The 17937-nt window shown below is 40.9% G+C and carries 18 protein-coding genes and 1 pseudogene; 1 reads left to right on the plus strand and 18 read right to left on the minus strand.

All coding sequences use genetic code 11. From position 1 onward, the window contains the following. Nucleotides 1-8 precede the first annotated feature (8 nt). Genes rbfA through rimP form a run of 6 tightly spaced genes read right to left on the minus strand, consistent with a single transcriptional unit; the run spans nucleotide 9 to nucleotide 5327 of the window. Nucleotides 9-383 carry a 30S ribosome-binding factor RbfA gene (rbfA, locus tag G592_RS0110920; protein WP_028247853.1) on the minus strand — a complete coding sequence of 125 codons (375 nt, stop codon included), beginning with the start codon at nucleotides 381-383 and terminating at the stop codon, nucleotides 9-11. Continuing rightward, the gene (gene infB / locus G592_RS0110925) at nucleotides 383-3061 is read right to left on the minus strand and encodes a translation initiation factor IF-2 (protein ID WP_081660398.1); all 2679 of its coding nucleotides are present in this window, start codon (nucleotides 3059-3061) and stop codon (nucleotides 383-385) included. Before infB ends, rbfA begins: the two co-directional genes overlap by 1 nt. 16 nt (nucleotides 3062-3077) lie before the next feature. Beyond that, nucleotides 3078-3383: a L7Ae/L30e/S12e/Gadd45 family ribosomal protein gene (locus G592_RS0110930; protein WP_028247855.1), complete on the minus strand. Its 306-nt coding sequence runs from the start codon at nucleotides 3381-3383 to the stop codon at nucleotides 3078-3080. Then, nucleotides 3370-3639 (minus strand): RNase P modulator RnpM, encoded by a 270-nt coding sequence (rnpM, locus tag G592_RS0110935; protein WP_028247856.1) that lies wholly within the window; start codon nucleotides 3637-3639, stop codon nucleotides 3370-3372. Before rnpM ends, G592_RS0110930 begins: the two co-directional genes overlap by 14 nt. Beyond that, nucleotides 3640-4839: a transcription termination factor NusA gene (nusA, locus tag G592_RS0110940; protein WP_028247857.1), complete on the minus strand. Its 1200-nt coding sequence runs from the start codon at nucleotides 4837-4839 to the stop codon at nucleotides 3640-3642. Nucleotides 4840-4856: 17 nt separating this feature from the next. Continuing rightward, entirely contained in the window at nucleotides 4857-5327 is a 471-nt protein-coding gene (gene rimP, locus G592_RS0110945; RefSeq protein WP_028247858.1) for a ribosome maturation factor RimP, read from the minus strand. 59 nt (nucleotides 5328-5386) lie between these two features. Here rimP and G592_RS0110950 point away from each other — a divergent pair, with 59 nt between their 5' ends. Next, nucleotides 5387-5593, plus strand: a complete 207-nt coding sequence (locus G592_RS0110950) for a hypothetical protein (protein WP_028247859.1) — start codon at nucleotides 5387-5389, stop codon at nucleotides 5591-5593. Here the strand turns inward: G592_RS0110950 and G592_RS0110955 are convergent. The 12 genes and pseudogenes from G592_RS0110955 to G592_RS0111010 all read right to left on the minus strand — a co-directional run bounded on the left by G592_RS0110955 (nucleotide 5590) and on the right by G592_RS0111010 (nucleotide 17936). After that, nucleotides 5590-6768, minus strand: a complete 1179-nt coding sequence (locus G592_RS0110955) for a phosphoribosylaminoimidazolecarboxamide formyltransferase (protein ID WP_028247860.1) — start codon at nucleotides 6766-6768, stop codon at nucleotides 5590-5592. The genes G592_RS0110950 and G592_RS0110955 overlap by 4 nt on opposite strands. Before the next feature lie 14 nt (nucleotides 6769-6782). Continuing rightward, nucleotides 6783-7502, minus strand: a complete 720-nt coding sequence (locus G592_RS0110960; protein WP_028247861.1) for an IMP cyclohydrolase — start codon at nucleotides 7500-7502, stop codon at nucleotides 6783-6785. 72 nt (nucleotides 7503-7574) lie between these two features. Next, a complete protein-coding gene (locus G592_RS17115; protein ID WP_051194885.1) occupies nucleotides 7575-8348 on the minus strand; it encodes a hypothetical protein in 774 nt (257 codons plus the stop codon). A gap of 98 nt (nucleotides 8349-8446) precedes the next feature. Then, nucleotides 8447-9205: an imidazole glycerol phosphate synthase subunit HisF gene (hisF, locus tag G592_RS0110970; RefSeq protein ID WP_028247862.1), complete on the minus strand. Its 759-nt coding sequence runs from the start codon at nucleotides 9203-9205 to the stop codon at nucleotides 8447-8449. A 91-nt stretch (nucleotides 9206-9296) separates the two neighbouring features. Next, complete coding sequence (gene hisH, locus G592_RS0110975) at nucleotides 9297-9902, minus strand: imidazole glycerol phosphate synthase subunit HisH (RefSeq protein ID WP_028247863.1); 606 nt, start codon at nucleotides 9900-9902, stop codon at nucleotides 9297-9299. After that, nucleotides 9899-11803 (minus strand): hypothetical protein, encoded by a 1905-nt coding sequence (locus G592_RS16345; RefSeq protein ID WP_036952719.1) that lies wholly within the window; start codon nucleotides 11801-11803, stop codon nucleotides 9899-9901. The genes hisH and G592_RS16345 overlap by 4 nt, the downstream gene beginning before the upstream one ends. A gap of 65 nt (nucleotides 11804-11868) precedes the next feature. Further along, nucleotides 11869-12798, minus strand: a complete 930-nt coding sequence (locus tag G592_RS0110985; protein ID WP_028247864.1) for a chemotaxis protein — start codon at nucleotides 12796-12798, stop codon at nucleotides 11869-11871. A gap of 34 nt (nucleotides 12799-12832) precedes the next feature. After that, nucleotides 12833-13633: a hypothetical protein gene (locus tag G592_RS0110990; RefSeq protein WP_143001170.1), complete on the minus strand. Its 801-nt coding sequence runs from the start codon at nucleotides 13631-13633 to the stop codon at nucleotides 12833-12835. An 83-nt stretch (nucleotides 13634-13716) separates the two neighbouring features. Continuing rightward, nucleotides 13717-15084 (minus strand): sensor histidine kinase, encoded by a 1368-nt coding sequence (locus G592_RS0110995; protein ID WP_051194886.1) that lies wholly within the window; start codon nucleotides 15082-15084, stop codon nucleotides 13717-13719. A 121-nt stretch (nucleotides 15085-15205) separates the two neighbouring features. Further along, nucleotides 15206-15895: pseudogene (locus G592_RS18095) on the minus strand (response regulator transcription factor). Nucleotides 15896-15925: 30 nt separating this feature from the next. Continuing rightward, nucleotides 15926-16636, minus strand: a complete 711-nt coding sequence (locus G592_RS0111005) for a hypothetical protein (protein ID WP_028247867.1) — start codon at nucleotides 16634-16636, stop codon at nucleotides 15926-15928. A 67-nt stretch (nucleotides 16637-16703) separates the two neighbouring features. Beyond that, nucleotides 16704-17936: an MFS transporter gene (locus tag G592_RS0111010; protein WP_028247868.1), complete on the minus strand. Its 1233-nt coding sequence runs from the start codon at nucleotides 17934-17936 to the stop codon at nucleotides 16704-16706. Between the last annotated feature and the right edge of the window lies 1 nt (nucleotide 17937).

A 17937-nucleotide genomic window follows, 5' to 3' on the forward strand; every position in this document is an offset into this window, starting at 1 on the left:
GTCTCCTTTTACTCTTCTTCCTTAGCGTGAAGAGGTGCATTTACCTCATCAATAAGTTTGCTCATCTTTGCAGCGTAAGCAATTGACTGGTCGCTTACGAATGTAATCTCAGGAGTATTTCTGAGATTGATTCTGTGAGCAAGCTCACGGCGGATGAATCCAGCTGAGCTCTTAAGACCCTCGAGAGTCTTCTTAACTGCCTCATCATCCCCGAGAACTGAAATATATGCCTTGCAAGTCTTTAAGTCTGGGGCAACCTCCACAGATACCACCGATGTAACTGGTGATATACGTGGATCCTTAACCTCAAGACGAATGATATTGCTAAGCTCTCGCATAACTTCTTCGTTAATGCGGGTATTTTTAACTGAATTTTTTCTCATTATCTTGGTACCTCAACCATAATGTATGCCTCGATGATATCCATCTCCTGAACATCATTGAAGTCTTCAATAACAAGACCACACTCGAAGTTTGTCTTAACTTCCTTAACGTCATCCTTGAATCTCTTAAGAGAACCAAGCTTTCCTTCGTGGATAAGATTTCCTTCACGTGTGACACGAACCATACAATCTCTCTGGAAGTAACCATCTGTTACATATGAACCAGCGATGTTACCAACACCTGAAGCCTTGAAGATCTGACGAACCTCAGCATGACCGATAACCTTCTCCTCGAAGATTGGATCGAGCATACCCTTCATAGCAGACTCAACATCGTTGATTGCATCGTAGATTACCTTGTAGAGACGAAGATCTACGCCTTCTCTGTCAGCTGTCATCTTAGCCTGTGGATCAACACGAACGTTGAAACCGATGATGATAGCGTTTGAAGCAGATGCAAGAACTACATCGGACTCGTTGATTGTACCAACACCGCCGTGGATAGTCTTAACAACAACTTCCTCGTTAGAAAGCTTCTCAAGTGACTGCTTAACAGCCTCAACAGAACCCTGAACGTCAGCCTTAACGATGATATCAAGTTCCTTAAGGTTACCTGACTCAATCTCGCTGAAGAGAGCGTCAAGAGACATCTTAGACTTAGTCTGCTCAACGAGCTTGTTCTTGTGCTCTGCAACGAATGTATCAGCAAATGAGTGAGCTTCCTTCTCAGAATCAAATGACATTAATACTTCACCAGCGTTTGGAACCTCAGAAAGACCAAGGATCTCAACTGGAACTGAAGGACCTGCACTCTTAACACGTGCGCCTGTATCATCAAGCATAGCTCTAACCTTACCATAGCAGCTACCGCAGGCAACAGGATCACCAACGTGAAGTGTACCCTTCTGAACAAGTACTGTAGCTACAGCACCACGTCCCTTATCAAGCTGTGCCTCGATAACAAGACCACGAGCCTTACGGTTTGGATTAGCTCTAAGCTCAAGTACTTCTGCTGTAAGAAGAATCATCTCGAGAAGGTTGTCGATACCTTCCTTAGTGTGAGCTGAAACTGGACAGAATACTGTGCTTCCGCCCCAATCCTCAGGAATAAGCTGGTACTCAGAAAGTTCCTGCTTAACTCTGTCGATGTTTGCGTTTGGCTTATCAATCTTGTTGATAGCAACGATGATTTCGATGCCAGCAGCCTTAGCATGGTTGATAGCTTCTACTGTCTGAGGCATAACACCGTCATCAGCAGCTACTACAAGGATAGCGATATCTGTAGAGTTAGCACCACGCATACGCATTGCTGTGAAGGCCTCATGACCTGGTGTATCAAGGAATGTAATATCCTGATCATTAATAGAAACTGTATAAGCACCGATGTGCTGTGTGATACCACCAGCCTCACGGTCTGTAACCTTTGTATCACGGATAGCATCAAGGAGTGATGTTTTACCGTGGTCAACGTGACCCATTACGCAGACAACAGGTGGACGTGATGGGAAGTTAGTTGTATCCTCTTCCTCTTCCTTAAGAAGCTCAGCGATAACATCTACCTTTTCTTCCTCTTCACAGATACAGTTGAACTCAAGAGCGATCTCAGAAGCCTCATCAAAATCAACCTCCTGGTTTACAGTAACCATCTTGCCCTTCATGAAAAGAGTCTTAACAACTGCAGATGACTGAACCTTCATCTTATCTGCAAGGTCTTTGATTGTAATTCTATCTGGAATTGTGATAGTAAGAACTTCGTCCATATTACGCTCTGGAGCCTTTGGAGCATTGTTCTTTTTCTTCTTTCCACCATTCTTCTCAAGATTGATGTAACGCTCCTGCTTCTTGCCGCCTAAGTTGTTCTCTCTATCGTTATTTCCGTTCTTCTTTTTCTTGTCGTCACGACGTCCGCCCTTAGCGTTTGAAGAAGGTGCCATATCTGGAGCAGCATTCTGTGATGGACGAGAATTTCTGTCACCACGGTTATCTGGTCTTGCTGGTCTGTCACCTCTGTCGTTTCTCTCTGGACGCTTTCCAGCTGGTCTGTCGCCTCTTGCTGGTCTGTCGCCACCGTCTCTGTTTGGACGCTCCTGTCTGTTGTCGCGTCTTTCTGGACGATCATTTCTCTCTGGACGCTCTGAACGCTCTGGACGTTCCTTTCTTGCTGGACGCTCCTGAACTTCCTCAGCATTGTTCTTCTTTGATACGAACTCTGTATCCTGAGACTGAGCACTGGCTCTCTGTGATGGACGAACACCATCAGCAAATGAACGAGGTCTGATTGGGCCTCTTGGCTGAGCCTGCTGTGCTGGAGCCTTCTTCTGTCCATTATTGTTATCTCTGTTTTCGTTTCTTGAAGAATCAGAACCACGTCTTCTTCTGTCATCTCTGTCACGAGTAACTACGAATACGTTTTTCTTCTTCTTTACTGGATTTCCATCCTTGTCAACAGGACGAGCCTTCTTAACAGGATTTCCCTCTTTATCAACATGAGCCTTCTTTGGCTCTGCCTTCTTATCTGCATTTGCAGCACCAAAATTAGATCTGACCTTTGCAGCCATATCCTCCTCGATACCACTCATTGCTTTTGCTTCTATGCCATTTGACTCAAGAAAAGCGATGACGTCCTTGCTTTCCTTACCAAGCTCCTTGGCTAATTCATGTACTTTAATTTTTGCCATCTAATATCCTCCTCATCTACTTCAGTATCTTATCTAGAATGCTTAAGGATAAATTTTCATCGCACACTACAATGGATGCCCGATATTCTTTACCAATTGCATGACCTAAAGATTCTTTGGTTCCGTATTCTACGTATCTAACGTCGTAGAATTCACAGGAATTTGAAAATGATTTCTTAGTATTAGCTGATGCGTCTGTAGCAACAATGCACAAACTTCCAAGACCTTCTTTAATAGCCTGCTCGCATGCGAACTCGCCGCTGACAAGACGACCGGCCTTCATAGCCATGCTAATCATGTTTAGTCCTTTATCTACTGCCATTTTCTAACTCCATTTTTATGCTGTTAATCACCTCTCCAGAAACAAGTCCCCTTAACGCTCTGTTAAATGACTTTTTCTTTTCAGCAAGGGCAACGCACTCATTTTTCTTACAAACATAAGCGCCGCGGCCCTGAGCCTTATAGCTTAAATCAAGCTGTGCCTGACCATCGATTTTGACCACGCGAAATAGCTGGTCCTTTGGAATCATCTGGCCACAGGCAACACATTTTCTGAGAGGTAACACTTTACCAGTCATTTACTCTTCCTCTGAAGACTCTTCTGACTCAGACTCCTCGTACTCCTCTTCGTACTCAGCATCCTCATCATACTCGCCATCCTCATCGTAGTACTCTTCCTCATCATAGTACTCGTCATCATCATATTCCTCATCGTAATCAAGGAAGTCACCAGCTTCTTTAGCCTGTGTCTCACTCTTGATATCGATCTTGAAGCCTGTAAGACGAGCTGCAAGACGAGCATTCTGACCTTCCTTACCAATAGCAAGTGAAAGCTGATAATCTGGAACAACTACACGAGCTGTCTTCTCATCTGCGTCAGCGATAACTGCAACAACCTTTGCAGGTGAAAGTGCATTCTCAATGAGGTAAGCAGGGTTCTCATCCCACTCAACGATATCAATCTTCTCACCGCGAAGCTCGTTAACGATAGCATTAACACGTGCACCGTTCTGACCTACGCAAGCACCTACTGGATCTACATCCTCATCGTTTGACCAAACAGCAATCTTTGTACGGCTGCCAGCCTCACGAGAGATAGACTTGATCTCAACGATGCCATCTCTAACCTCTGAAACCTCTTCCTCGAAAAGCTTCTTAACGAGCTCTGGATGAGTACGAGAAACAAGGATACGTGGTCCCTTGTTAGATGTCTTAACTTCAACAATGTATACCTTAATACGGTCCTGTGGCTTGTAGTACTCGCCCTTAACCTGCTCAGACTCTGAAAGGAAGCCTTCAAGCTTACCAAGGTTAACGTGAATGTTGTTTCCTGAGAAACGTGTAACAACACCAGTAACAACCTTGTGCTGAAGCTCATAGTACTCCTCGTAAAGTACCTTGCGCTCTTCCTCACGAATCTTCTGTGTAATAGTGTTCTTAGCTGCTGTAGCTGCGATACGACCGAAGTCCTTAGACTTAACCTCGATACGTGCGATATCGCCTACCTGTAACTTTCCATCAAGGTTCTGGGCCTCTGGAAGAGAAATCTCCTCAACTGGATCCATAACCTCATCAACTACTGTCTTAGCAAGATATACGTGATACTCGCCAGTAGCTCTGTCGATTTCAACTGATGCATTATCAGCCTTTCCATAATTGTTCTTACATGCAATGAGAAGCGAATTCTCGATAGTCTCGATTAAAACATCCATGCTGATGTTTTTCTCTTTTGCAAGATCTGTAAGGGCTTCCCAAAAATCATTTGTATTTGCTGCCATATTTCCTCCTATATTCACTAAAAATCTATTGATAATCTGACTTGTGCAACATCTGATCTGTTAAATACTTCTGTGCCATCCTCAAACTCAATTGTAAGAGTGTCCTTATCGAAGGCCTTAAGAGCTCCTGTGAACTCCTTGGCACCATTAACAGGCTTGTAGGTTTTAATATCTACATCAAGTCCTATAGCTTTTTCAAAATGCTTATCCTTTTTAAGAATGCGGCCAAGACCTGGTGAGCTGACTTCGAAAATGTAACCTTCGTCACCGCCAATCTGTGGCTCTGCATCAAGTAACTCATTCATGCGACGACTAACGTCTACGCAATCATCAATTGTGATTCCACCTTCCTTATCGATGTAGGCTCTAAGATAATAATCTGCGCCCTCCTTAACGTATTCAACGTCATAGAGCTCGAAGCCTAACTCGTCAAGAATAGGAGTAATCAATTCTTCCGTACGTTTTTCGTAATCGGTGTGTTTTGACATAATGTCCTCCTTATTCAGTTGTAAGACTGCATTAAGCATCAGCTTAATGTAGTCTGTATATGGCAGCATATTTTGAAAAAAATATGCTGTCTGCTGCAAGCAGATTTAAATGCTGCCTTCCTTTGCAGCATTTAAACCCTTTGGAAAAGAACATAAACAAAGAGAGAGCAAATATTGCTCTCTCTTCAGTCGCTCTCTTCAATAACAATGCTATTATATCAGAAAATACGATATTTGCAAGCATTTTGGACATTTTAAATGATTAGTGGTGGAAAAGACGAAGGCCTGTGAACGACATAACCATGTTATATTTGTTACATGTCTCAATTACATTGTCATCTCTTACAGAACCACCTGGCTGAGCAACATACTGAACACCTGACTTGTGTGCTCTCTCGATGTTGTCGCCGAATGGGAAGAATGCATCACTACCTACAGAAACACCTGTAAGCTTATCAAGCCATGCACGCTTTTCAGCTCTTGTAAACTCGCTTGGACGAGTCTTGAAAGTCTTCTGCCATACGTCATCACCAATAACATCCTCAAACTCATCTCCGATGTAAAGGTCGATTGCATTATCTCTGTCAGCACGCTTAATTCCATCAACGAAATCAAGACCAAGTACCTTTGGAGACTGACGAAGCCACCAGTTGTCTGCCTTCTGACCTGCAAGTCTTGTACAGTGGATACGTGACTGCTGACCAGCACCGATACCGATTGCCTGACCATCTTTTACATAACATACTGAATTTGACTGTGTATACTTAAGAGTGATCATTGCGATAGCAAGATCTATCTTGGCCTGTTCAGTAAGTTCTTTATTATCAGTAACAATATTAGCGAAGAAATCATCATTAATCACCAACTCATTTCTACCCTGCTCAAAAGTGATACCAAAAACTTCCTTGCGCTCAAGCTGCTTTGGAACATAATTTGGATCAATCTTGATAACTGCATAGTTTCCGTTCTTCTTAGCCTTTAAGATTTCAAGGGCCTCTGGCTCGTAACCTGGTGCGATAACACCATCAGAAACCTCTCTCTTAATAAGCTTTGCAGTTGCAACATCACAAACGTCTGAAAGAGAAATGAAATCACCGAATGAAGACATTCTGTCTGCGCCTCTTGCTCTTGCGTAAGCATTTGCAAGTGGAGTGAACTCCATATCTAAATCATCACACCAGTAGATTTTTCTTTCAACATCTGAAAGAGGAAGTCCCACAGCAGCACCTGCTGGTGAAACATGTTTAAAAGATGTAGCAGCTGGAAGACCTGTAGCCTTCTTAAGCTCTGAAACTAACTGCCAACCATTAAATGCATCTAAGAAATTGATGTAACCTGGCTTTCCTGAAAGCACCTCAATTGGAAGTTCTCCCTCTTCCATAAAAATTCTTGAAGGCTTCTGATTAGGGTTACAACCATACTTTAACTCCAATTCTTTCATAGCATTACTTCTCCTTAATTTCTAATATTTTTATTTACGATACGGGTTTCCTTAGCACCTGTAGCGATATCAATGTAGCGCACGAAAAGTGAAACCTTATTCTCTGAATTAAGATTTGTCCAAATCATATCGGTGAACTCATCGATATTTCCTGATATTTCAATTGGTGTAGGCTCGCCTTCATATGAAGGAAGTGGATTTCCATCGCCCATATAAGTGTGAATAAAACGACCTGAACCGGCCTTAGGATTAGAATAATCAAAGGTGTATCTATTACATGAATCAGAATCACCCATGTTAGATTTAAGAATTGACATCATATAAGAAAACTGTCCGTTTTCAAGGTGAAGAAGACCTGAAATACGAGGTGTGAAATTAGGGCCGTCTGGCTCAAACTCTCTTCTTCTAAGTGTCTGCTCAAATGTCTCACCAGACTTCATATACTCATAGATTGTGTCAGTCTGATCTCCGTTTGTAACTATGGTGTCGTTTCCAAGTACTCGAACTGGTGCATAGATAATGAGACTTGGGTCTGTAAGCTTTGAAGGGTCGAATGCCTCTGTGCGGATGCCTTCCCCTTCCTCAACAAATACTCTGTTTCTGGAATTCTCAGAACGTCCCATAATAAAATAGGCAGTGACAGCCTTGGTTCCATCCGACGATCTACCAATGACAATGCCTCTGCCTGGGTAACTGGTTTCTGATAATTCTCTAGCTAAAGATTTTACTACCATGGGTTCCTCCTTAATTACATTTTCCGCCCAAAATTATAACCGAACCCTGGTAATAAGTCTACAAAAAATTGCTTATGTACTCTGATCAAATTTGCTTACAATATCATCTGCAGATAATGAGTAAGAGCCCTGACTTGTGTAGGACTTTTTGCCTGTAATATCTGCAAGTGAAGTGCTGGCATATGAATTAGTCATAGATGCCTTTGTGGCAATTTGGTATGCATAACTGCCAGTGCCACTGAACAAATCTTTAACGTATGTCATAGTTGCTTTATTTTTTAAGAAATCCTCATCAACATTCAGATGATTCTTGCTGTCGATGGTGATTCCCGCCTTGCCAAGTGTAGAAGCTGCTTTCTGAGATGTGGTAACCATTGCAGCCACCTGTGTAAGGACACCCATGCCCTCAGCTTCCTGACCACTGTCTACAAGGTCGTTATAAGCCTTCGCAAAATTATTTATTGCATTATAGATTTTATCTTTGTCGTAATCCTTGGTAACTTTGCCATCAGCATCTTCTGTTTCAACCTGCTCCCAGATTGAATTCTTGCCCTTGGCTAAAAGAACATCTGTAGCTTTATTAAGGCTAGATGCATCATTTCTGATACCACTGAGATTAGAAACCTTCTCTTTTGATTTAACGCTGGAATCGGATTTCAGATTTCCCTCAGAATCATATTTTGCATAGTAGGACTTAACCAGCTTTGCATATGAACCTGATCTAATCTGTGCGAGATTGTTAATTGATGCTTCCAAGCCACCAAAAATAGAGCTTGAGCTGTTGGAAGAACCGCCAAACAATGAATAAATAGATTCGCTTCCAAAAGAATTAACAGTTAAAGACATAAACATCACTCCTTTGAATTATAAACCTGAACATCCTGTTCCCATCATGTCTATAGTTTTCATTATAATACAATAATAATGTGTAAAAACTGTTAATTCTATAACCTCACTGGTATGCTATTGTCCCTTAAATAACGCTTGAGGTCTAAGATTTCCATTTCTTTGTAGTGGAATAATGAAGCTGCAAGTGCTGCCTCTGCTCCACCCACTGTGAGAGCTTCTTTAAAATGCTCCATTGTACCTGCTCCGCCGGAAGCGATAACTGGAATATTTACAGATGATGAAATAGCTTTTGTAAGCTCGATATCAAAGCCGGCCTTTGTTCCATCCTGATCCATAGATGTAAGAAGAATCTCGCCAGCTCCTAATTTTTCTACCTGAATAGCCCATTCGACTGCATCGATACCACAGTCAAGACGACCACCGTGCTTATAAATGTTGAAACCGCCATCTTCTCTTCTTTTTGCATCAATGGCAACTACAACACACTGACTTCCAAATTTGTCAGCTGCATCAGCCACAAGCTGAGGATTGTCAATGGCTGCTGAGTTAACTGCGATTTTATCTGCTCCCTCTCTGAGAAGAGCTTTGAAATCATCTACAGTACGGATACCACCGCCTACTGTAAATGGAATGAATACCTGCTCTGCCACACGGCGAACCATATCAACTACTGTGTTTCTGTGGTCTGAAGATGCAGTGATATCCAAAAATACCACCTCATCTGCGCCGGCCTTATCATAGGCTGCGGCTATTTCTACCGGGTCTCCTGCGTCACGTAGGTTGACGAAGTTGACACCTTTAACGACACGCCCATCTTTTACATCTAAACAAGGAATAATTCTCTTAGTAAACATTTTAACACCTCATCCGCCCCTGCGGGGCACCTTCCCTTCGCCAGGGTGGCAGATAATGCTAAAGCATCATCTCAGCCCCTCAAGGGGAAGGCTATAATCTAGCAAAGTTTTTAAGTATCTGAAGTCCCACTGTTGATGATTTTTCCGGGTGGAACTGGCATGCAAAAATATTGTCCTTTTCAACTGAGGCATGAATGTGGCAGCCGTATTCTGTGGTGGCCTTTACAATAGAAAGATCTGCTGCCTCAAGATAATATGAATGCACAAAATATACAAAGCTTCCTTCGTCAATTCCTTCAAAAAGCTTGCCCTTATTTGGGAAATCCAATGAATTCCAGCCAATATGAGGAACCTTAATACCAGGTCCGTCAGGAATTCTCTTTACCACGCCGTCGAGAAGGTGTAATCCTTCTACTCCAGGTGACTCCTCACTGGATTCGAATAAAAGCTGAAGACCAAGGCAGATTCCAATAAATGGCTTGCCGCTTTGAACATAGTCTTTTATAGCCTTATCCAATTCATATTTTTTCAGATGCTCCATAGCATCAGCAAAAGAGCCGACTCCTGGTAATACCAGGCGGTCGGCCTTTTCAATTACACTAAAATCCCTGGTGAGGATAGTCTCCTCACCAAGGATTCCAAATGCTTTTTCTACACTTTTAATATTTCCTGCATCGTAATCAAGTATTGCTATCATGTGTCCGGTAACCCTAGCTTTCTAAGCACTTTTCTAAGTTCGATTGTATAATAATGTCGGTTTGGTTGCTTATAAATAGCCATGGCCTCGTCCACAGTGAGACCGAAGTCCTGCTCCAGCTCGATAATAATACTATTACCGAATGCATCGTACTCATCTGCGATACCATATTCAACGGCATCATCTTTATACTTCTCGTATCTACCTAATCCCTTAATCAATGAGTCTAACGCGTAGTTATACATCTTGTAGTTCATAAAGGTAGTATACTCGTCCTGGCACTGTTGTAAGTCTGCCAGAGTTCTGGACTGATTTCGAAGAAGCTCAACCTTTTCATCGGATCTGAAATCATAACCATTAAGCTTCTCGTAAGCCGCAATATAATTACCCTGATCAAACAACTCTCTTGCCTGAGCCATATGACGCTTCAAACCTGTGAAGGTCATTCCAACCAATACAACACCAATTATTGATATTGATAATACCAAAAATGTTGCAATAATGGAAATAGGAATTTTAGGAGAATTGTCAGGTTCTTTAGGTTTCTTTTCCTTTTTTGGCTTAGGCGGCTTGGCAGGCTTCTCTTTTTTAGCTGCATCCTTTTCCTTCTTTGCAGCTTCTTTCTCCTTCTTGGCAGCCTCTTTTGCAGCCTTCTTCTCTTCTTTTTCTCGCTTTTTCTTTTCCTTTGGATCCTCAGGAACACCGCCCTCAGGAATTATTGGATTACCTTCCTCATCATAGGTAATTTCCACTGTAGCTGCAGCTGCTGCGGCAGCCTCTGCCTCCGCTTCAGCTATTTCATCCTCATCAGGTGCACCAAAGATAAGTAGTAAAAGCTTCTCTAAAAATGGATTAGGCTTCTTTTCGCCCTTTTCCTTCTTTTTCTTTTCTTTCTTATCTTTTTTCTTTTTGTCCTTCTTGCCTCCATCACCTGCTGGCTCCTCAGCGGCAGCTTCCGCTGATTCATCTATTTCGCCAGCTTCAGGAGCGCCTTCCTCGTCACCACTTAACAGTGACTGAATATCCATAAGGTCGTCATCGCCCTCTAAGATATTATCAAGGTCCAAATCACCTTCACCAGAAAGATCCGGCTCTTCGCCCTCTCCATACTCTGCCTCATCCAATGCATCCATTTCATCAGGCATAAATTCCTTCATGGATTCATCGAGAGGTTCCTCCTCAGCAGAGTCATCTAACGCATCATCAAGTGAAAATCCAAAGTCATCATCCTCAGACTCGCCAGCATCTTCGCCAGCGTCCCCTGATTCCTCATCCTCATCAGATTCTTCTATAAACTGAGATAAATCAATGTCATCGTCATCAGGAAGCTTTAAATCATCACCATCATCTTCCTGTTCTTCTCCAGCCTCACCTGAATCAGAATCCTCTGTCAGCTCAGGGAATGCATCCAGCTGCTCTTCAGCCTCGCCACCAGCATCTTCTGCAGCTTCCGATTCTTCTGCTGGCTCTTCAGCCTCTTCCATTTTCTTGGCTTCTGTATTTACAACATCATCAATATCATTGATGAGCTTATCTACAACATCTTCGTTATCAAGTCCGCTTCCTGTATTTTCAAAAAGCTGCTCTTCATTGTCGATTTCCTGCTCAAACTCTGACAGGAACAAATCAACATCCTCATGTTCCAGTTCTTCTTCAAATTTGCGCAAGAAATCCTCCTCAGAAAGTATTTTCCTGAGGTAAGGATGTGAGCTTTTACCTTTTGTTTGTTGAACGTCAATACCTGTTGCTGTAAAGAAATCTTCATCGGGTGCTACCTGCTGCCTGTTTTCAACAAATTCCTGTTGCTTTCTTTCAGCATTTTCCTTGACCTGTTCAGCATCAGTCTTAGCCTTGTTTATTGAATTTAATAGTCCATCTAAGTAGTCCTCAGCCTGAGACATCTTAAATCCTCCCAATATATTTAAAATAAGGGGTATGCTTGGCATACCCCTAAGATTTTAAATTTCTAATTTCCACCACCGTTACGAGCACTCTCGTACTTAGCAACCAAATCGTCTACCACGGCGATAAGTTTACCAATTTCCGGCTTGGTAAGCTGGGCATCTGCACCAAGGCTTTCACCCTTACGTCTAATCTCGTCATTAATAAGAGATGAGAAAATGATAAGAGGAATGTTCTTCATCGTGTCATTCTCTTTAACCAGCTTACAGAGTCTGTGACCATCCATAAGAGGCATCTCAATATCAGTAATGATAAGATGAACATCCTGAAGAACTGTTCCTTTCTTGTGCATCTCAACAAGCTTGTCCCAACCTTCCTGACCGTTCATATTTACGATAAGGTTTGTATAACCCGCCTTCTTCAAACACTCAACAATAAGCTTTGAAAGAAGTGGTGAATCCTCGCAGAGAAGGATAGGTGACTTACTTCTGTCACGAGTCTCGTAATCATCCATTTCTGAAACCTTAAGACCAGTCTCCGGATTAATATCTGTAACGATTTTCTCGAAATCGAGAATAACTACTAATCTGTCTTCAAGTTTGATAACACCTGTAGATACACCAGATTCATCAGAAGAGATTGTTGCATCAGGTTTAATAATGTCTTCCCATGATACACGATGGATACCAAGTACCTCGTCTACGTGGAACGCTGTATTCAAACTGTTAAAGTTTGTGATGATGAAAAGACCATCTGTTTCTGCCTCGTCCTGTATGTTGAGACACTTACGAAGAGAGATAACAGAAATCATAATATCTCTTGGCATGAAAATTCCTTCAATACAAGGATGTGCATTAGGCAATGGAGTAACCTGCTGGTATAACAAAATTTCCCTAATCTTGGCAACGTTAATTCCATAGAAATTCTTGCCAACCTTGAACTCAAGGACTTCTAGTTCGTTAGTACCTGATTCCAATAAAATATTAGTATCCATAAAATCTCCTCTCATTTAAATCAAAAAATATGATTTATAATGGTTTTACTTCTGCCCCTCTGGTTGCACCTTCGTTGGTTACATATAACTCAACTGATGATATATTTTCAACCGCCGAATTGCTGAAAGAAAATACAATCACGAATGATTTTTTTTCTTTACCAGACATCGTTCCTTTGTAGGAAGATAAATCGTTCGGTAGCATAGTAATTTGAGCCTTCGATTTTTCCCCTCCGTTGAGGGATAAACTATAAGTTCTGCCTGAATACTGTGAAAAATCAATCGTTCCATCAGTAGTATTCTCAGCATCGATATATAAAATCAGATATTTCTTTCCATTTGCTGGTTTCATGAAGAAGGATGATGTCTTATAATCGCTTGAAACATCAAATTTTGAACAGGTAAATTCAACGCCTGCAATATCCACAGCATTTGTAAAGGAATAGCCTGACTCAACAGAAACATCCTCCTGAGTCTGTTCTGCGGCACCATCGCCCTGTGCTTCAGAATTCTCACCAGATTCATTCTCTGGAGGAATCACTTCCCCAGTTTCTGGATCAATTGTCTCACCTGTGTTTTCTTCCCCTACTGCTTCGTCCTCAGTTTGGCCTTCTTCATCAGGTTCATAATCCTCTTCTAACTCTCCCTTTTTTACGCGGGCATTAGCGATTCCCACAACCTGATTTTTGTTAAATTTCGCAACCGCTTTCGAAGCATATAAGCTTATTATAGCCTCTTCCTCACTAGTCATTTCATATAGCGGTTCTCCACAACCAGTGGCTAATAGAGAAAAACACAACACAGAAATTGCTAAAAAAATTCTGTTAGTTTTCATGCCTTCTCCTAAAAAATACACTAATCATTAATGGTATATTAGCATTAAAATGTGTATTCTTCAATGTGAAAAATCAGAAAATTCTATGAATTTTCTTTGATTTTTGTGTCTTTTGCCAAAGATAACTCAAACCAAAATTCAACTCCATCTGGGATGTTTTCCACTCCGAATTTTTCGTGTAATAAATCCATTGTTGCCTTTACAACAGAAAGACCTATTCCGCTGCCGCCATACTCACGACTTCTGGCCTTATCAGCTTTGTAAAACTTATCCCAAATATGCTTAATATCTTTCTTTCCGATATTATTTCCTGAATTGAATACAATAATGCGAACCTTTCCTTTTTTTACGAAATCATAGCGAACTGTAACTATGTTTTCATTCTGAACATAATGGATTGCATTACTAATGAAATTAGTCACAACCTGCTCTACTAAGAACTCATCCGCATGTACGTAGCAGTCCTGCTTATTAATGAACTCGTAGCTGATATTCTGGGCCTCGAAATTTATACGATTGCTGTCAATAACACTGTCAATCATCTCGGTAACATTGAAATCAACCATATCCATGTTCATCTGACCAGCTTCAAGCTGATTAAGAATAAGCATTTCCCTAACAAGTCGATTCATCTTATTGGCTTCATCAATGATGATATCAAGGTAAATCTGTCTGCTGACCTCATCATCCATGATACCTTCCTGAAGACCTTCGGCGTAACCCTGAATAAGAGCGATTGGGGTTTTCAATTCGTGAGAAACATTTGAAACGAATTCCTTTCTCATGTTCTCAGTCTCTTCCTTCAACTCCAGATCATGCTTCAAGTTGTCGTTGGCAAGTCGAAGCTGTTCGATAGCTCTCTTAAGGGTGGTGGACATCTCATTTACATGCTCGCCCAAATCATCCATTTCGTTGTACATTTTCTGGGGATGATAGGTAGCCTCAAAATCAAAGTTTGAGATTCTCTTTGTAATATTTATAAGCTCAAATAATGGCTTGGTAAGCTTTGCAATAAAGTATCTACCTACAATTACACTGATAATAGAACCAATAAAAACCATCATTAAGAAAAACTTATTGGTAATAGATGCAGTCTGCTCCAGGGCAGATGCTGTAGCCTTGATAAAAACAATATTTCCATCAGGCAATACTCCAATAAGCACAAGAAAAGTATCTTCAAACTCTGGAAATTTCTGTTTGAAAATCTTGTAGTTTTCTGTAGTTTTAATTAATTCATTATTGGCATCATTTGAAAGCAATGAATAATTAAGTTGATTTATTAAAAGATCTGAATCAACTGAAGATGTTATATAAGATTGTCCGTCAGCTCCTGTTACAACAACAGCTACGTTAAATTGTTCAAATAATGCGATGTTTCCAGGGAGATACTCGTTGCCGTACAGCTCCCCGGCTTCACATTTCTCAGAGAGAATTGAAAAGAGTGTCTTCATATCTTTTCGCTTCTCATAAATATAATAATCGCCTAAAAAGCAGGATGTTATGATGCTAACAACTATTAGCGAAACTAATACTATAGCACCTAACAATCCTACAATTTGGCGATTAATTTTACTAGGCCTTTGCGTCAACTTCAAATTTATACCCCATGCCCCAAATAGTCTTGATGTAATTTCCCTTATCGTCTAACTTGCTACGAAGCTTTTTAACGTGAGTATCGATTGTTCTTGCATCTCCAAAATAATCATAATCCCACACATGATTGAGAATCTTTTCTCTTGAAAGCGCAATACCTTCATTATTAATGAAATAATAAAGGAGCTCAAATTCTTTAACCGACAACTCAACAGGGTTACCATCATTAGTGGCAACATGAGCATCTACATCTAACTGGATACCGCCTGCCTCAACAACTTTCTTGCCAAGAGAATCGTCTGTGCTTCTGCGAAGAACAGCGTTAACTCTTGCCATAAGAATCTTTGGTGAAAATGGCTTATTGATGTATTCATCAGCTCCGAGCTCGAAGCCGTTGAGAACATCATTCTCTTCTCCCTTAGCTGTAAGCATTAAAACAGGAATAGATGAGGTTTCTCTGATTTCTTTCAAAACAGCAAAACCGTCAACCTTTGGCATCATGACATCCAAAATGATAAGCGAAATTTCACTATCCATATAGAACATATCAAGAGCCTGTTCACCGTTTTCAGCTTCTACAACTTCGTAATCCTATCTTACCAAATAGTCTCTGATAAGTTTCCTCATTCGGCTTTCATCATCAGCCACAAGAATTTTGTTTTTTGACATAACACCCAACCCCATCCTTGAATTTTGTTATTAGTTACCTTCTATACCACTGACTCCTGACTCCCTGGCATCAAGTTCGGCTTCACGTTCGTTAAGCTCTCGCTCGCGCTCGTCAAGCTGCTGTTTCCAGGAAGAGTATTCGTCAGTAATAGCCTCTTTGTAATTTAGTATCGTAGGACTGTTAATAGTCGTACTAACGTAAAACATGCCCAACACGCAAAGTAACAAGGTAAAAACACATACAATCAAAAAGCTGTTCACCAACCTCAACTTTTTGATTACCCCAGCATCATCTTCTGATATCGCCGTATTCTTTTTATCGGCTTTTTCTTTTCTGAGTTTAGTGAGCTTTCTGGCTTTCTTTTCCTTAACCGGCTTTTCCTTAGCAGGCGCTGTTTCTGCAGCTGCTTCCTTTTGAACCTGTGGCTCAGAAGCTTCTTTCTTTTCCGGCTTACTTTCTGCCTTTGGTGGTTCGTCAACCGAATAAATAGGTGGAATCTGGTCTTCATCAAATACCCCTGTCGCAACCAGATTCTGCCTAAGCTGATTAAGGAAACCCATACCTATCTGAGTAGAAAAAAGCCTTTGAGAAATAATCTTCTTGTATATCTTGAGAACCTCCTGCTCATCAGCAGTCTTCATCTGCCCAAGAATATACTCAACAGCCTTTAGCTCCTTAGCAGCTTTCTTAGCACTATTCTCATCGTTAAAGATATATCCACCAATGTTATATTTAGCCATATCTTTCTCTCACTATATGTATATAGTTATTTTAGCAATTTGTAATCAAAAAATCTATCTTAAATAATTATTTTTGTTCATTAATTCTGACTAGTCCCAAAATTGCGACAATAACACCTACAAAAGTCACCAATGTAGCAAAATATAATGTTGCTGAAACTCCAAGCAAATTTATAATAATTCCACCTAAGACACTGCCTATCAAACTGCTTAGTGACATGGCAATTGTAACGAAGGCCTGGCCCTTTACCGCATCCTTCTCAGACATAATTTCATCTACAAAATGAACTGATGCCGGAATAAAAAGTGCAAATGCCAATGACTGGAAAAGCATACTAAAGTAAAGCATTCCAATGGTAGATGCAATTGCAGTAAAAAATATTTTAACCAGATAAAATACTCCTGAAGTGGCAAGCAACAGCTTTGATCCAAATTTCTCTCTGAGAGCAGAGAAGAAAATCATGGCCGGGAGCTCCACAATGGCCTGCACAGCCAGTAAGCCTCCGTTTGTAGCCTCATTTCCCCCTACATTTACTGCTATCTGGTACAGGAAGTTGTTTACGATGATATGGCCGAAGAATACGCAAACAACGCCAATCAGGTAAACAAAGAACATTTTATATTTTATTACAAATTCTCTTGCGCTCTTGTAATCAACGCCTTCAGCCTTGTCTTCGTCTAAAGGATCATATTCTCTGTCTGTGCTAATACCGCCTTCTTTTAGCTCGTTGTAAATCCATGAAATCAAACCAACAAACAATACCGATACAATAAAGCCTAACATCGGGGCTGCTTTTGGCGATACCGTCTTCATAAAGAATCCTGCAATAAGACTCATAAGGAAGAAGAAAAATGAACCTGACGCTCTTGCTACGCCATAATTCATATTTATTCCCTGTCTTTGGATATGGAAATTCAATGCATTAAGGAATGGCTGAATAATAGTGGCAATCATGGCACCAATTAAAAATGTGACACTGATTACAAAACCCTTTTCACAGCTGGTGATGGCAATCATCAAATCAAGGATGATTAAACCACCCAATATTATCAGTACATCCAAAACATTAAACTTGGTAGAACTGTCTGTGGCTGTTGAAAGCACCTGCTGAACAATTGCAGCGAATAAATAAGCAAAAGCAAATAAAACACCAATTGAAAATGTAGAATATCCTCGATTAGAGAGATATGCACTACCCATGCTAATGGTGCAGCATACAATCATCCAGTATGCTCCCTGGGCAAAGGTGTACAAAGTATTCAATCTAAACTCTCTGGATTTTTCAAACATTTCAATCATG

It is taken from the genome of Pseudobutyrivibrio ruminis CF1b (genome assembly GCF_000424005.1).
Classification (GTDB): Bacteria; Bacillota; Clostridia; order Lachnospirales; family Lachnospiraceae; genus Pseudobutyrivibrio; species Pseudobutyrivibrio ruminis_C.

Coding starts and splice junctions, on each gene's coding strand:
- rbfA (WP_028247853.1), bottom strand. CDS start 383: ATGAGAAAAAATTCAGTTAAAAATACCCGCATTAACGAAGAAGTTATG.
- infB (WP_081660398.1), bottom strand. CDS start 3,061: ATGGCAAAAATTAAAGTACATGAATTAGCCAAGGAGCTTGGTAAGGAA.
- G592_RS0110930 (WP_028247855.1), bottom strand. CDS start 3,383: ATGGCAGTAGATAAAGGACTAAACATGATTAGCATGGCTATGAAGGCC.
- rnpM (WP_028247856.1), bottom strand. CDS start 3,639: ATGACTGGTAAAGTGTTACCTCTCAGAAAATGTGTTGCCTGTGGCCAG.
- nusA (WP_028247857.1), bottom strand. CDS start 4,839: ATGGCAGCAAATACAAATGATTTTTGGGAAGCCCTTACAGATCTTGCA.
- rimP (WP_028247858.1), bottom strand. CDS start 5,327: ATGTCAAAACACACCGATTACGAAAAACGTACGGAAGAATTGATTACT.
- G592_RS0110950 (WP_028247859.1), top strand. CDS start 5,387: ATGGCAGCATATTTTGAAAAAAATATGCTGTCTGCTGCAAGCAGATTT.
- G592_RS0110955 (WP_028247860.1), bottom strand. CDS start 6,768: ATGAAAGAATTGGAGTTAAAGTATGGTTGTAACCCTAATCAGAAGCCT.
- G592_RS0110960 (WP_028247861.1), bottom strand. CDS start 7,502: ATGGTAGTAAAATCTTTAGCTAGAGAATTATCAGAAACCAGTTACCCA.
- G592_RS17115 (WP_051194885.1), bottom strand. CDS start 8,348: ATGTCTTTAACTGTTAATTCTTTTGGAAGCGAATCTATTTATTCATTG.
- hisF (WP_028247862.1), bottom strand. CDS start 9,205: ATGTTTACTAAGAGAATTATTCCTTGTTTAGATGTAAAAGATGGGCGT.
- hisH (WP_028247863.1), bottom strand. CDS start 9,902: ATGATAGCAATACTTGATTACGATGCAGGAAATATTAAAAGTGTAGAA.
- G592_RS16345 (WP_036952719.1), bottom strand. CDS start 11,803: ATGTCTCAGGCTGAGGACTACTTAGATGGACTATTAAATTCAATAAAC.
- G592_RS0110985 (WP_028247864.1), bottom strand. CDS start 12,798: ATGGATACTAATATTTTATTGGAATCAGGTACTAACGAACTAGAAGTC.
- G592_RS0110990 (WP_143001170.1), bottom strand. CDS start 13,633: ATGAAAACTAACAGAATTTTTTTAGCAATTTCTGTGTTGTGTTTTTCT.
- G592_RS0110995 (WP_051194886.1), bottom strand. CDS start 15,084: ATGAAGACACTCTTTTCAATTCTCTCTGAGAAATGTGAAGCCGGGGAG.
- G592_RS0111005 (WP_028247867.1), bottom strand. CDS start 16,636: ATGGCTAAATATAACATTGGTGGATATATCTTTAACGATGAGAATAGT.
- G592_RS0111010 (WP_028247868.1), bottom strand. CDS start 17,936: ATGATTGAAATGTTTGAAAAATCCAGAGAGTTTAGATTGAATACTTTG.